Here is a 15,554-nt window from a genome sequence, read left to right as displayed (position 1 = left end):
GTGAAAATATTACTTATCCATACTTTTTATGGGCAAAGTGGCGGCGAAGACCAAGTATTTAAGAATGAATGTGATCTTCTTTCCTGTGCTGCCGAAGCGAGGCAGTTGTGTTTCGACAATGGAGGAAAAAAGGCAGAAGTTCTCTTTAAGTTTATATTAGGTCCTTTCAACGTCTTCTCCCTGTCAAAATTCAAATCGGCAATCAAGGCAGACAGGCCGGATGTAATACACATCCACAACTGGCATTTCGCGGCCTCGCCCATATTGATCAGGGCTGCTAAGAAACTGCAAATTCCGGTTGTGGTAACCTTGCATAATTATCGCTTGCTATGTCCATCGGCAACGCTGTTTCATAATGGCAAGCTCTTTACCGAGAGCCTTAAAGAACGATTTCCCTGGAAAGCCATCAGTAGCAAGGTCTACCGAAACTCCCGGTTTCAGACCTTCTGGCTTGCCGGCATCACCTATTGGCACAAGAGACTCAAAACATGGCAGGGAGTAGATCGTTACATCGCCCTTAATGAATTCTCAAAAGACCTCTTCTTAAAGTCTGATCTGAAGCTGAGCGAAGATCAGATTGACGTAAAGGCGAATTTCGTTACCGACAGCGGATGCAATATTAAGGACAGAGGGACGTATTACCTTTACGTTGGCAGACTGAGCCCCGAAAAAGGGATTCCTACTCTCCTGGCGGCATTTTCTAACACCGCATATGAACTTCGCATAGTCGGCGATGGTCCGCTGCGTAAAGATGTAGAACAGTTCGCTGGTGAAAACGCCAATATCACCTACCTCGGACCACGTTCGAACCAAGAAATAAGAAACCTGATGAAATCCGCCAGGGCACTTATATTTCCTTCGATCTGGTATGAGGGAATGCCGATGACCATCCTGGAGGCATTCTCTACCGGCACCGTCGTCATGGGAAGCCGTCTGGGTGCGATGGAAAGCCTCATCACGCATGACCACAACGGCTACCTGTTCACTCCGGGCGATATAAGAGGCTTACGTTCAAGCATAGCGGAATGGGAAGCGATGGACCTCCTCAGTAAAACGATAAAAAGCATCAACGCGAGAAGAACCTACGAATGCCATTATACTCCTGAAAATAATCTGGAGCAACTCCTGAGCATTTACAGCTCGGCCATTCATTCAAAAGCCGGTGTAACAGAAGGGATAGCACCAAAACAGGAAACCATAATTATGGATTTCCCAGTCTTTAATTCATCCCTCGACAAGATCGAACTGAAACGAAAAACGGTCATCAACACCATCAATCAGTACTCTTATGTGCTGACTACCAAAGATCCTGTTTTTAAAGAAGCGCTTATGTCATCGGATGTTCTGCTTCCGGACGGTGTCGGGATGACCATCGCGTCCCGGTTACTCAACGGCATAAAAGTAAAGAAGATAGCCGGCGCCGAACTTCATGAATTCCTGCTGACCAAACTACAAAAAGAGGGAGGCAGCTGTTTCTACCTGGGTTCCTCCGAAAGCACGCTCCGGAAGATCAGCGTACATGTACATCAGGAATTCCCGAACGTAAGCGTTCATACGTTCTCGCCACCTTTCAAAAAGGAGTTTTCCGACGAAGACAACCGTGTCATGATCGAAGAAATCAACCGAGTGAAGCCTGACGTGCTGTTTATCGGGATGACTGCGCCCAAGCAGGAGAAATGGGCTTATCAACATCATAAAGTTGTCGATGCAGGAGTGATATGTGCTATCGGTGCCGTATTCGACTTCTATGCCGGAACCATTAACAGACCTTCAGAATTCTGGATAAATATGAAGATGGAATGGTTAGTAAGGCTGATCAATGAGCCTGGACGTATGTGGAAAAGATATCTCTATTACGGCCCCTATTTCATGTACATACTTGCATGTAAGAAATTCAAAAATTCTTTAATAATTCCACCCGATATCGCCAAACAAACTAAGTCTGTTGAGGTTTCCCATTACACACTCAACTCCAAAAACGCACGGGTCCATTAGGCACCCGTTGACTTTGAAGGATTACATTTTACTATATAACGAATGAAAGAGTACGACTATCTAATCATAGGAGCAGGTTTATACGGAGCAATATTCGCTCATGAAGCAAAGAAAAAAGGAAAGAAATGTTTAGTTATTGACAAAAGGCCCCATATCGGCGGGAACATCTATTGTGAAGATGTGAACGGGATAAACGTTCATAAATACGGTGCGCATATCTTCCATACCAGCAACAAGAAAATCTGGGATTACGTGAATTCCTTTGTGGAATTCAACCGCTATACTAACAGTCCTGTGGCTAACTATAATGGCAATCTCTACAACTTGCCTTTCAACATGAACACCTTTTATCAGCTCTGGAAGGTGAAGACGCCTGCTGAAGCGAAGGCGATTATCGACAAGCAAGTAAAAGAAGCCGGAATCGACGACCCTCAAAATCTGGAAGAGCAGGCTCTGTCTCTTGTCGGAGCAGACATTTACCATACGCTTATCAAGGAATATACTGAAAAGCAGTGGGGAAGAAAGGCCACCGAGCTTCCCGCATTTATCATTAAGCGCCTGCCGGTTAGGTTCACGTTCGACAATAACTATTTTAACGACCTGTATCAGGGAATCCCCATCGGGGGCTATACCAAATTGATTGACGCATTGCTCGAGGGAACCGAAGTAAGACTCGGTGTCAACTACTTCGACTCCCGCCAGGAAATGGACGCCTTGGCCGAGATGAAAGTATACACCGGTATGATCGATGAATACTTCGGCTACCAGCACGGTGTTCTCGAATACAGAAGCCTCCGGTTTGAGCACGAAAATCTGGATATACCAAACTATCAGGGGAATGCGGTGGTGAACTACATCAACTCCGAAATTCCTTACACCCGCATTATTGAGCATAAGCACTTTGAGTTCGGTGAGCAGGAGCACACGGTTATTACTAAAGAGTATCCGATGGAGTGGACAAAGAAAGACGAACCCTACTATCCCGTCAACGACGAAAAAAACAACGAGATGTTCAAGCTATATAAAGAAATGGCACGTCAGGAAGAGAATACCATCTTCGGAGGAAGGCTTGCAGACTACAAATACTACGACATGCATCACGTTGTAGGCCTGGCACTTAAAAAAGCCGAAGAAACATTTACTGATTAGTAACCAAAATAAGTTGATTTCGTAAGCATACGAAATCAACTTATATGAAAAACGTCTTTATGATCTTCATTCTTCTTCTTGCCACACTTAATTTTGCCTGCAAGAAGGAATCGTCTGAAGATATTATTCAGCACACCACACGCATACAGGAAAGCGCAATTTCCAAAAAATCTGGTAATAGCGGCATCCTTTCTAATGGAAAAGATCAGCGTAAGGAACTTCAGGATTTGATCAATACCTGGGCTGCAAGGAAAGAAACGTTAATCCTCCCATCCGGAAAGTTCATGGTTTCAGATGAACTTATTCTTCCTTCCAATGCGTCGATTGAAGGCAATGCTACGGAGATTAAGCTGACTTCAGGAAGCAGACCAGGACGCAACGTCTTTAAAATTCCAACCCGTGCATCGAACATCCGCTTAAAAAACATCAAGATCAACGCCAATCAGGCTGCCAATACCGGCGCAGACCTGGTAGGGCTGTACGTGACGGATAACGTCAGCAACCTCCACTTTGAGAACGTAAATTTTGCAGGGGGAAGAGACAGGGGCGCTGTTCAAATCAAAGGCCTCAACGACTATCAGGTAAAGAACGTTGTCTTCCTGAACTGCAACTTCTCCGGGGCAGGACGCACCAGCCTGGAAATGAGAGGAACACGCAACGTCTCCGTCACCAGCTGTGTGTTTACCAACTGGGGATCGCAAAACCCTAATTCACCGGCCATACAGCTGCAAAGTCAGCACAACTACAATACCCGGATCACAAAGAATACCTTTAATAACACCCTGGGCAAGCAGTTCGCAATCGAATGTGCAGCTGCCTATGTGATTGACGCAGAAATCACCGATAACAAGCTCAACGACCCCAAAAACCTGGGTGGAAACGGAATATCCGGATACTATAAAAATACGCTGATTTCTAAAAACGTATTCAGTGGTGGAAACGGAAACCACCGGAGCGGCCTGGAGATATTCGGACAGAAAAATACGTTAAGCTTCAACACCATTACCGCAGGAAGCATAGCTATAGCACCTGGCTTAAAAGAGGACGGCTTTGCCATCGTGATCAATAACAACACCGTTAAAACCAAAGGAGATCACGTGGGCGGCATCCAAATGGGTAATGGTGGAAACAACCTGCGCGACATAACGGTAAAAAACAACGTCATAGATACTCGCTTGTCTAAAGGCAACTCTTCCGGTATAGTAGTAGGAACTTATGGTATACCCAGAGTGGTTAGCAACATAACTGTAGAAGGAAACACGATTTACACGAATGCACATTGTATCAGGCTACAGGCGCTTCCGGGCAGTAAAGACATCTATCTGGTGAGAAACATTTGCCAGGAAGGATACAGCTGGCTTGGGGTTATCACCAATACCTTCACCAACGTCAAGGCTGTTGGTAACGTTAAAAATCTGGCAAATAAAGCGATCAACTACGCCGTAAAGATGCCTCCTATCATCGAGCAATAATCAATATTGTATACATTGGAAAAGCCGCTTAACTGTCTTCATGCAGGTAAGCGGCTTTTTTATGGAAGAGATGTCGCATATAGACCTCAGCTACGCCATCCAACCGCTCTTTGTTCTGCCTGTTCCGATTCCCATGCAGCAAGGCTTCTACAACATCCTCTTCGCATTTCACCCGGTAAGCTCCGCAAGCGGCCCGGAGATCATTGCCATTATCGGTAGGGTCTTCACCGGAAACCAGTACCGGTATGCCCCTTTCCATCCATGCGGCTGCCCCGCCGCTTTTGTTTATCCCATCAATTGGAGTGGTGATTACTCCAAAATCCACCAGGGCCATCGCCCGGTTAATGATCCCGGGAGACTGCATGCCTAGCTCAAAAACGCGGGGTTTTAGATCATGGCCGGAAAGCCTTTCCAGGTCTTCTTTAGCATTGTTTCCGATCAAAAGAATGCAACACTCCCGGCCGAGCCTGCAAGCAGCATCATAAGCGTTTTGAATTAGCGCAGTGAAGCCCGGAATGAGGTATATACTCCCGAAAAAACCGAGTACGAGCTTATTGTCAACGCCCGTCACTAAATCCTGCAGATTACTTTTCGCTATTACCTCCTCCCAGGATATGTCAGAGACGTGAGACGCTAAAGGGATATTGCTGAATACCGGAACGAGCAGCGGCTGCTCTCCCAGCTTCTTTAGTCGCCCTTCGTATCTTTCAATATTGGTAAATACTTTGTCAGGTTTTAACGTTGCCAGCATCATCCTTAAAAACCAGTACTGAAGTTTTCCAAGAACAACTTCCTTTATAGGCGCAGACGCTGACATACCACACCATAGTTCATGGAACATCATATGCAGCTGCCGGTTTTTCGATACTTTCTTCACGAGAGGGCTCAGGCCAAGGGGCAGGCCATAGCGTTGATAAGCGAAGCCTACAAACTGCAGACTTATCCATTCCGGATCGACAGACCTGACAAAATCAGCTGCCAGGCTCGTTCGCCTTTCCCAGGTCAAATACGCCGGCAGTCTCAACGTCCTCATAGATGGCTCTTCCTCTTCTTCCCAGGGCTTATCATTCACATACTGGTCATGCAACGCCATGATTCCAATAGAGTAACCGTTTTCCACCAGTTTTCTGCCCAGTCTCCTGGTATAGTCTCCCACCCCGTCTTTGCCATCTTCTAGAGAACCACAGATAAAAACAATCTTCATAAAACAATCCTGATTAACTTATAAACCCACTTCAGGCGCTGGCACTTCCTGCTGAAAATTACAAAGATTACTCCGCAGTTAAGAAAAAGTCTGGAAAGTGTAGCTTCATTCCCACTATTTCTCATGTTCGGTAGCACCCGCAGACACTACAAAATCATCGGAACTATATCATCTGACTATCTTATATTTGATAGTAAACGTAACCTTTGCAACCAATTAAAACGCTCATACTGTTTATCTCGCTCATGTTTGCGACAAGCGTTGCCAGAGCGGCACCCTATTACTTCAGCCGCTATCAGGTGGAAAGCGGTCTGTCAAACAATACGGTAATCTGCAGTATGCAGGACCGTAAGGGATTTCTCTGGTTCGGCACCAAGGACGGCCTCAACCGATTTGATGGCTATACCTTTAAAATTTTCAGAGAGGATGCCCTTAATCAAAACAGTCTGAAGAGCAATTTCATCCATACCCTCGCCGAAGATAAAAAAGGCCTTATGTGGATAGGAACAGACAGGGGTCTTTTTATCTACAGTCCGCTAACCGAAAGCTTTACACCTCTCAGAGGATGTCCAACAGAAGACGTAAGGGAAATTCAGATCGACAGGAACGGCAATGTTTGGTTTATCGCCGGATTTACGCTCTATAAGTACGACGAAAACCGAAAAAAACTCACTGAGTTCAGCATCGCAAACTATTTTGAAGCGACATCCGTCAGTACTCTCCAGGATGGGCAGGTCTGGGTGTCCTCCAGATACGGAACCCTCGAACATTACCAACCTGCCAACCAGACTTTCGAGAGCTACGACGTGTCGCCGGGCTCACAACCCGAATCGTCGAAATGGATAGAAAAAATTTACGACTCGGGCAAGGGTTCCCTGTTCATCGGAACGTCAAATCAAGGTGTTAAGCTATTTGACATTAATACCAGAACCTACAAAAATATCCTAACCAGGAACACAGACAACACAGAGATTTTCGCCAGAAACTTCATGCACGAATCAGGCGACCGCTATTGGATTGCTACTGAATCAGGCATATATCTCTATAACATCCAAACCGGAACGGCCCTTAATATCAAGAAAGAATACAATAATCCCTACTCCTTGTCAGACAATGCCGTTTACACGCTTTGCAAAGACTGGGAAGGCGGAATCTGGGCAGGAACCTATTTTGGAGGGCTGAATTACTATCCCAAGCAATACAATTCCTTCGAGAAGTTTTTCCCCATGATAGGAGAAAACTCACTTGGCGGAAATGTCGTGAGGGAGATCGTCCAAGATAAATACGCGAATCTCTGGATCGGTACGGAAGATGCCGGCCTGAACAAACTCGAAGCAGGAACGATGAAGTTCGTGCATTTTAAGCCCTCGGGCAAGAAACATGATCTCGCCTCAACTAACATACATGGCCTGCTTCCCGAGGGCGATTCTCTCTGGATCGGGACATTCGAAAACGGACTGGATCTCATGGACATAAGAACCGGAAAGATCATTAAACATTACTCGGCAGGAGCAGGAAAGAATTCCCTAAAGAGCAACTTCATCTATAGCATTCACAAAAGCCGATCCGGAGAACTCTTCTTCTGCACATCCGGCGGCTTTTTCAAGTACAACAGGAAAGAGGATAATTTCATCCACATCACCGGTGTGCCAGAACGGATGTTCTACAGCACTATGCTTCAAGATAGCAAGGGGATATTCTGGCTCGGCTCATACAGAGAGGGGTTATACTATTACGACCCCCGTACCGGAAGAAAGGGTTCTTACACCTATCAGAGCAATGACCCTCAAAGCCTGGGCAACAACCGCATAAACCGAATATTCGAAGACCGCAAGGGGCATATATGGCTTGCCACCGAGGGAGGTTTATATAAAATGAATCCGCAGGCAGGCAAGTTCAAGCGCTATACCACAGCGAACGGCCTTCCAAGCAACCTAATTCTATCTATGCTGGAAGATGAGGAAGGTTTGCTTTGGGTCAGCACATCGCGTGGATTAGCGGTCGTTAATCCCGAAACAGAAAAAATAAGAACCTATACCAGGGCGCATGGACTGCTGAGCGACCAGCTGAACTACAATTCTGCCTTTAAAGATGACTCCGGACGAATGTATTTCGGAAGCGTCAACGGATTAGTCAGGTTTCGTCCCTCATCATTTGTTAAAAACGCCTATAAACCACCGGTTTATATCACCGGGTTTCAAATATTCGGTCAGGAGATAGATGTCCAGAACGCCAACTCACCGCTGAAAGAATCCATCACCTTCACCAAAAAAATATGGTTAACGCATGAGCAATCCTCGTTTAGTATCGATTTCTCGGCCTTAAGCTACACATCCTTAAATACAACCGAGTATGCCTACAAGATGGAGGGGCTTGACAATGACTGGACATATCTGAAAACTAACCGTAAGGCTTATTTCACCTCCCTTCCACCAGGAAATTATATCTTCAAAGTAAAGGCAGCTAACAACAGCGGCGTATGGAATCATGACGAAACACATCTCGAAATTGAAATTGTACCGCCCTTCTGGAAAAGTAAGTGGGCGTTGTTCTTGTACGTCCTGCTCTCGTTTGCATTCGTCTACCTCGCTATACGCAATTATCACCGACGCGCCAAGACAAAAAACAAACGCAGGCTCGAAATATTCCAGCACAAAAAAGAAAAGGAAATCTACCAGGCAAAAATTGAATTTTTTACGCATGTAGCTCACGAAATACGCACCCCGCTCACCCTGATCAAAGGGCCTATGGAAAAAATCATCAAACGGGCCGAGGAGGTACCCCAGATCAAGCATAACCTGATGATTATGCAGAAAAACACCGAGCGCCTGCTTAATCTTACCAACCAGCTGCTCGACTTCAGAAAGACGGAAACCAGGGAGTTCAGCCTCAATTTCGTCAAAGCGGATATTTGTGAATTAGTAAGAGACAACTATATTCGCTTTAAGCCTGCGGCCGAGCAGAAAAATATACGCTTTATACTGGAACTGCCCGCCAATAAATTCTTCGCTTATATCGATCTCGGAGCGTTCGACAAAATCATGAGTAATCTGATTAACAACGCTATTAAATACGGCGCTAAGACCGCCATAATTGAAATATTGCCTGTCTTTGAAGGCAACCTTACATTTACCATCCTGATCAAGAATGACGGCTATATCATTCCCTGGAACATGAAAGAAAGAATATTTGACACCTTCTACCGGATGAAGCTTACAGAAAATCAACCGGGCAGCGGACTCGGGCTTTCCATTTCCCGCTCCCTGACAGAGCTACATAAAGGAAATCTTGAGTTGAGACCGGCACAAGCCGACTGTAATGTATTTGCAGTTACACTTCCGCTGCATCAGCAAATTGAATTCCATCCAATAATGAGCAGATGAACCCAATCAGAAATCCAATGAAAGAAGAAATAGCAAACCGGCCCACCGTCTTGTTGGTTGACGATAATGAAGAGATCCTGGACTTTATCTCGGATGATCTGAACGAACGATACGCCGTCATTACCGCCCGCAACGGCAGGGAAGCGCTCGACCTGTTAAGCGTTCACTCCATACAATTGGTCATCAGCGACATCATGATGCCCGAAGTTGATGGCTTCGAACTTTGCCGCCTAATCAAGTCAGACTTCGAATACAGCCATATTCCGGTGGTTTTGTTAACGGCGAAAAATACCCTGCAATCAAAGATCGAAGGACTTGAACTGGGAGCCGACGCGTATATCGAAAAACCATTTTCGCCTGAACATCTACAGGTTCAGATCGCCAACCTCCTTATGAACCGGAGCAAGATAAAAGATTACTTCGCGAACTCCCCTTTGGTGCATATCAAAACGATGGCCTATTCTAAGGCCGATGAGAACTTCCTGGAAAAACTGAACGAAGCCGTCAACCGGAATATTGCAAACATTGATCTTGATGTCGAGCACCTTGCTGACTCCATGAACATGAGCAAGCCTACATTATACCGGAAGATTAAAGCCATTTCCAACCTCACCCCTCATGAACTGATCAACATTGCACGGCTGAAAAAGGCTGCCCAACTGCTTGCCGGGAATGAATTTAAAATCTACGAAATTGCCGAAATGGTGGGATACAGCTCTCAAACGCACTTTGGCAGGTGCTTTGCAAAGCAATTCGGGATGCCGCCGACAGAATATATGCAAATAAAAATGGCTGAAAGGAAAACAAACAGCAGCGTTATCTGAGTCTTCGATATTCTCCTTTCAGCCCTGCTTACCTATTTTGTATGATATAAAGGGGCATGCAGACTTTTGAGTTTCGCTGCGGGCACCTTAATGACTTTGCGATCATAGGTCATCAAACCGTTCGTCTCAATTTCAACATCCGTCGTCTGCGTATATACCGCAGCAGACAGGCCGCTCCGGATGAGCTCCTGCATTTTCACCATGAAGGACGAATAGCGGTCAATCAGATCATCCGCGGTCTTGAAGCTCTGGTATCCCCAGTTATCCTTCTGCTGCCATACATGCCCGTCAACCGGCAGACCCAGACCGCCAAACTCTCCTAAAACCAGTGCCTGCCTGGAACCGAAGAGGTCGGGGCGGGGCATAGCGGGATCGGGATAGTTGTGCAGATCGATGATATGTCCTACCGGGAAGAAGTTACCCCCGCTCGCGCTATTCACTAAACGGGACGGATCTTTCTGCATAGTCCAGTTTGTTATTTCGGTAGTTTTAAACTGTCCCCATGCCTCGTTAAAAGGCACCCATACCACAATCGACGGGAAATTATGAAGGGCGTCCATGATGGCGTTCCATTCCTTACGATAGTATCCTTCCGACTCTTTTGAACGATCCTGCTCTGTACCCCTGCCGGCAACTCCCGGGCGAGACTCCCATCGATTTCCGAGATCCCCGCTGGGCATATCCTGCCAAACAAGTAAACCAATCGAATCACAGTAGTAGTACCATCTGGCAGGCTCCACCTTGATGTGTTTTCTGATCATATTGAAACCCATCTCCTTAGTTTTCTCAATATCAAACTTCAGGGCCTCATCTGTAGGTGCAGTATACAGCCCGTCAGGCCACCAGCCCTGATCCAACGGACCGTATTGAAATATAAATTGATTGTTCAGCAACATTCGCTGGATGCCCTTATTGTCTGCTGCCATCGAGGACTTACGCATAGCGAAATAGCTCTTTGCTTCATCCACTGCTTTTCCGCCCCGAACAACGGCGACCTGCATCTTGTATAGGAAAGGATTTTCCGGAGACCACAGTTTGGCCTGGGGAATGTTCAGACTAGCGGCAGCACCGCTACTTACCTCCTGTTCCGCTACCTTGGTCGTTCCGTCCCAGGCCGATATCCTCACCCGGTCGCCCGGCCTGGGATTTTTAACCTGAGTGCTCACCATTACCAACCCTTTATCAACATCAGGAGTCTGTTTTGTTGCTTGAATATAGGTATCAGACACCGCCTCCAGCCAAACCGTTTGCCAAATACCTGTTACCGGCGTATACCATATCCCCTCAGGTTTGCGCACCTGCTTACCGCGAGGTTGAGGGCCTTCGTCTGTAGGGTCCCAGACGCGGATGGATAGATCTTGTTGTCCTCCACGCTTCAACAAGGATGTAATATCAAACGAAAAGGGATCATTTCCTCCCTGGTGTGTGCCGGCTTCCTTGCCATTTACCGAAACCTTCGCTTCCCAGTCTACACCGCCTAAATGCAGGATAACCCTCTTGCCTTTCATGGAAGGAGGTACGGAAAATTGTGTATGGTACCAGAGCACGCTGTCCTTTCCGACATTCCTACCCACACCCGAGAGAGAGGATTCGACCGCAAAGGGAACCAGTATCTTTCCTTCATACGACTTTGGCTTAGCATCCTGCTTTGGCGTGATGGCGTAATTCCACAGCCCATTCAAGCTTTTCCAATTACCGCGCACCAGCTGCGGCCGGGGATACTCGGGATGCGGATTGGATACGTTTACTTTCTCTGCCCAGGGTGTCTGGATCTTCCCCGGAACCGGCTTCCAGCCAGAATCCTGTCCATAACATATAGCTGCGGAAGCAAACACGAATAAGAATAAAGTACTGAGAGTTTTCATAAATGTAACTGGTTGGTTAGTATACGTGTTGAGTTTGCGTTGATGCTCCGAGTTAACCGTCTTCAGCTTATCAGGTTGATCTGTTAACGGTTAGTTCGAATAACGCTTCTTTCCCTCCTTTCAAAGGACTGAATTTCTCCCTTTAAATTTCAATAAAATAATTTCAAAATATATACAAATCGTATCATTAACGCAGGAACTGAAAAAGCGGTTTAAAGGTAATTTAAAGCCCCCTCGTTCGGGAACTGCTCTGATCAAATGCATGTCTAGTCCATGTTTAGTCCATGTTAAGTCAGACGTACCGTAAGAAAACATGGACTAGACTTTGACTCTTCACCGATTCAATATGGAAATAGGTAGACGGAGGTTCTAACAAGATAGATGGAAGAGGAGATAAAAGGCGCTAATCGGACAGCGTCCGGAATTGCAGGGCTTCCCTGCTTGGAAGGTGAACACTGACAAGCTCTTATCGGATCAGCAACTGGACCAGATTATTGCCATGCCTATTGATCTTTTGATAAAGGAGCATAGCGATTACGATCAACATTGCTAAAAAAGAAAGGAGGGCCTGATGACGGACCCTCCTGACTGAAAAACATATAACCTACTAAACTTTTTGCACCCTATTTCTGCAAAAGCCCGTCTAAAGTAATGGCCACATAGTACAGCCCCCCGAGGGTTGGCCCCCCGGCATATTGCACATAATTGTTGTTAAAAATATTCGTTCCGCCGACTTTAAATGTGGCTTTATGCCGCGGTATTTTATAGGTAGCCTGGGCATCAAAGGTTCCGAATGAAGGAACGGTGCCATTTACGAGGGGACTCTCCCATAAAAATTCCTGCTGCCATCTGTAAACGATGTTGAATCCGATATTTTTTACTACCTCCCGGTTCCCGAAAGACACATTGGTTGACCATTTTGGCGTATTGAAACCGGTAACAAACACATCAGGCTCTGAATTTTCTGATATATTATTGTAGCTCGCATTGCCGGAAACCGTATACTTCTGGTAGAAGTTGTAAGTCAGTCCCAGTGCGGCCCCATAGTTATTGTACTTATTTTTAGCGTTAGTATATACCCTGTACCGCGTTTGCTGCGCATCCCGGTTTGCCCTAAGCATGGCGAGTACGGCCTCGTCACTTCCTACAGGTGCCTGTTCCACGAAATTAGCACCAGGGGTTAATGCCCTTTTGTATGGCACAGAAACCTCTACCTGGCCCAGGAAGCCATCGTATTGATTGATGTATGCATCAACATCTACTACCAGCTTATTCTCCAGCAGGACGCTTTTGTAACCTACTTCGAATGAGTTGATACGCTCCGGACGAGTTGGCGACAGGGAGGTTGCTGATAGCAGTGCTCTGTTTTTAAGCGCAGCGTCATTGGCCGACAGTCCCGCAGCAACATCAGCATTTACAGCTGCATTAAAGATATCACTTGAGGCAAGAGTATAGGAGTTATCCAGATAGTTTAGTCCCTCGTTGATATAAGAAAGGCCACCTACACGCCGGATATTGCCGTTATTAACAAATGAAATCGCTTCGAAGAGAGCAGGAAAACGATATCCGTTTTGAAGTGATGCCCTGAAGTTGTGTTTCCCGGCGAGGGTATATACAGCCGCAACTCTCGGGTTGAATTTTGCGTCAAACTCGGGGTTATAATCAAGCCTCAAAGAACCGAAAAGTTTCAGCTTCTCTTCAAAAAGTGTTTTGGTTACCTGTGCAAAACCACCAAACTTTTTGTAATACACATTGTCGCCGAAGCTTCCATCTTCCAAAGGATTATTCCGTTCAGCAAGAGGGCGCGTAAAGTCAACGAAGTTGTTCCCGTCAGGCACGACTTCATATATGCGGAGGTCACCGCCCACCAACAGATCAAATATTTTCACCTTTTCGGACAGGTCCCATTGGGCATCAGTATGATAGGTGCGGCTTTTCTGGTTAAGCCAGGCGCCTCCGGTTGCAGGTGCATCGCCGCCGACAACCTCCTGGTGATCCCAGTTGTTGATTCCAACGATAGTATTTTTTAAGTCGTTAAACTGGGCGGTTCCCGGCTCCGCGCGACCGGCATCTGCGGCAGTACGACCTATTTTCAACGCCTCTGCCAAAGGCGTTCCTGCATTAAGTGCATTTTGGAGTGCTGTTTTGTATTTGGCTTGCCAAACCGAGTTCTTACCTCCGCTGGTGATGTCCAGGTTATCTACCAGGGGTTTGATATTATATGAGTCGCCCGTATTTTCGATAGATACGTATGACTTAACGAAGTAGTTCGAACCTTTTAACTCCACTTTATGGTTCTGGACAGTCACATTGTCCATCTGAATCTTGTTTCCTCTCTGAAAGAGACCGTCAAGCTTACCGAAGCGGTAACCGTATGACAGCTCCGCGTTATCCGACAAACGGTAATGCAACGCGGCATCAAATTTCAGGTTATCCACAATAGGATTAACGACATCCTTCTCCCAATATCCGGTACGACGTACGACGATACTCTGAGCACCTGTTTGTCCGGGGATGGTAAGACCGCTGATGGTTACTGCATTACTTCCATTATCATCCCCGTACTTGTTCCAGGCATCATAAGCCGGATTGTCAGCATCAGCATTTAGCTCAGAAAAGCGCGGGTTGGCAGTATTCAGCGTATTGGGGTTTTGATTCGTGCGGGTATCTGACAACCAGTCCTTGCCCCTCATATAGCTCACATTCACTTTAAAAGCAAACTTATTGTTGAAAGCCTGTGCATAACGCAGCGCACTTTCTGTGAGTATACCGGCATCACGGCCAGTGCCCCCTACATGGTTTACTCCGTTGCGCGTATAAAGGCTCAAGCCCTGGTATAAGAAAGGACTCTTGGTGATCAGATTGGCCATGCCGTTTATAGCACTCATACCGTAAAGGGCAGAGGCCGCACCCGGGGTGATCTCTACACTGGCGATGTCCAGTTCGGTGGGACCGATCGCGTTGCCCAGTGGAACGCCAAGTGTTCCGGCCTGCATGTCGACACCGTCCACCAGCTGCACGAAGCGGAAGTTATTGGGGATGTTAAATCCCCGGGTATTAGGGACTTTAAAAGTCAGGCTCGAGGTGGTCATCTGAACACCTTTCACGTTTTCCAGCGCGTCATAGAATCCTGGTGCCGGACTCTCTCTTATGGCGCGGATATCCAGCTTTTCAATCGCGACGGGAGATTTCAAAATGCTCTCCTCTACCCTGGAGGCTGTAACCACCACTTCTTTTCCTAAAACGGTTTGAGTGAGAAGCTCAATGTTCAGCTTTGATTCAGGACTGGTGATTTCGAATTCCTGCGTTTCAAAGCCAATACTGGAAAACACCAGTGTAAAAGGATATTTCGCGCGGGTTTTAAGGCTAAAATCGCCCTTTGAGTCTGTTAGGGTACCGGTTACGGTACCTTTAAGCAGGACGCTGACACCCTGCAGAGGAGCTTTTGTTTCTTGCTGTACGATAGTACCGCTTACGATGATAAAATTGTTTCCTTGCGCAAGGATGAGGGTTGGAGCAAAGAATAAGGATAGGAAAAAGGCAATATGGGTAATTTTCATGTGTTGCGTTGTCGTGAAATATTATTTGATAGTTTAAGCCGATTAATTTTCATGGTAACGACAACCTGTTTCACTGTTGCGCCAAACCAGCGCGGGGAACCC

The 15,554-nt window shown here is 46.4% G+C and carries 8 protein-coding genes; 5 read left to right on the top strand and 3 right to left on the bottom strand.

Annotation, left to right across the window (positions count from 1 at the left end):
* Genes ACKI5J_RS09900 through ACKI5J_RS09890 form a run of 3 tightly spaced genes read left to right on the top strand, consistent with a single transcriptional unit; the run spans position 1 to position 4,616 of the window.
* The gene (locus tag ACKI5J_RS09900; protein ID WP_407429005.1) at positions 1-1,995 is read left to right on the top strand and encodes a WecB/TagA/CpsF family glycosyltransferase; all 1,995 of its coding nucleotides are present in this window, start codon (positions 1-3) and stop codon (positions 1,993-1,995) included.
* 42 nt (positions 1,996-2,037) lie between these two features.
* Complete coding sequence (gene glf / locus ACKI5J_RS09895; protein ID WP_407429003.1) at positions 2,038-3,144, top strand: UDP-galactopyranose mutase; 1,107 nt, start codon at positions 2,038-2,040, stop codon at positions 3,142-3,144.
* A gap of 44 nt (positions 3,145-3,188) precedes the next feature.
* Complete coding sequence (locus tag ACKI5J_RS09890; protein WP_407429001.1) at positions 3,189-4,616, top strand: hypothetical protein; 1,428 nt, start codon at positions 3,189-3,191, stop codon at positions 4,614-4,616.
* A gap of 28 nt (positions 4,617-4,644) precedes the next feature.
* Here the strand turns inward: ACKI5J_RS09890 and ACKI5J_RS09885 are convergent, their stop codons facing one another.
* Positions 4,645-5,820, bottom strand: coding sequence for a hypothetical protein (locus ACKI5J_RS09885; RefSeq protein WP_407428999.1), 1,176 nt, complete (start codon positions 5,818-5,820; stop codon positions 4,645-4,647).
* 245 nt (positions 5,821-6,065) lie between these two features.
* Here ACKI5J_RS09885 and ACKI5J_RS09880 point away from each other — a divergent pair, with 245 nt between their 5' ends.
* On the top strand, positions 6,066-9,203 hold the full coding sequence (locus tag ACKI5J_RS09880) for a two-component regulator propeller domain-containing protein (RefSeq protein WP_407428997.1): 3,138 nt from the start codon (positions 6,066-6,068) through the stop codon (positions 9,201-9,203).
* A 17-nt stretch (positions 9,204-9,220) separates the two neighbouring features.
* Positions 9,221-10,027: a response regulator gene (locus tag ACKI5J_RS09875; RefSeq protein ID WP_407428995.1), complete on the top strand. Its 807-nt coding sequence runs from the start codon at positions 9,221-9,223 to the stop codon at positions 10,025-10,027.
* A gap of 32 nt (positions 10,028-10,059) precedes the next feature.
* Here ACKI5J_RS09875 and ACKI5J_RS09870 read toward each other — a convergent pair whose 3' ends face one another.
* Both ACKI5J_RS09870 and ACKI5J_RS09865 read right to left on the bottom strand, forming a co-directional pair.
* Positions 10,060-11,892 carry a glycoside hydrolase family 2 protein gene (locus ACKI5J_RS09870; RefSeq protein WP_407428993.1) on the bottom strand — a complete coding sequence of 611 codons (1,833 nt, stop codon included), beginning with the start codon at positions 11,890-11,892 and terminating at the stop codon, positions 10,060-10,062.
* A 623-nt stretch (positions 11,893-12,515) separates the two neighbouring features.
* Positions 12,516-15,452: a TonB-dependent receptor gene (locus ACKI5J_RS09865; RefSeq protein WP_407428991.1), complete on the bottom strand. Its 2,937-nt coding sequence runs from the start codon at positions 15,450-15,452 to the stop codon at positions 12,516-12,518.
* Positions 15,453-15,554 lie beyond the last annotated feature (102 nt).

Origin of the sequence: Arcticibacter sp. (genome assembly GCF_045629565.1) — a bacterium.
Classification (GTDB): Bacteria; Bacteroidota; Bacteroidia; order Sphingobacteriales; family Sphingobacteriaceae; genus Arcticibacter.
The sequence above is the reverse complement of the archived record's forward strand: the minus strand, read 5'-3'. Positions and strand labels throughout refer to the sequence as shown.

Bases quoted from the DNA above. Each gene is read 5' to 3' on its own strand.
- ACKI5J_RS09890 (WP_407429001.1), top strand. From the start codon at position 3,189: ATGAAAAACGTCTTTATGATCTTCATTCTTCTTCTTGCCACACTTAAT.
- ACKI5J_RS09870 (WP_407428993.1), bottom strand. From the start codon at position 11,892: ATGAAAACTCTCAGTACTTTATTCTTATTCGTGTTTGCTTCCGCAGCT.
- ACKI5J_RS09880 (WP_407428997.1), top strand. From the start codon at position 6,066: ATGTTTGCGACAAGCGTTGCCAGAGCGGCACCCTATTACTTCAGCCGC.
- ACKI5J_RS09865 (WP_407428991.1), bottom strand. From the start codon at position 15,452: ATGAAAATTACCCATATTGCCTTTTTCCTATCCTTATTCTTTGCTCCA.
- ACKI5J_RS09875 (WP_407428995.1), top strand. From the start codon at position 9,221: ATGAAAGAAGAAATAGCAAACCGGCCCACCGTCTTGTTGGTTGACGAT.
- glf (WP_407429003.1), top strand. From the start codon at position 2,038: ATGAAAGAGTACGACTATCTAATCATAGGAGCAGGTTTATACGGAGCA.
- ACKI5J_RS09885 (WP_407428999.1), bottom strand. From the start codon at position 5,820: ATGAAGATTGTTTTTATCTGTGGTTCTCTAGAAGATGGCAAAGACGGG.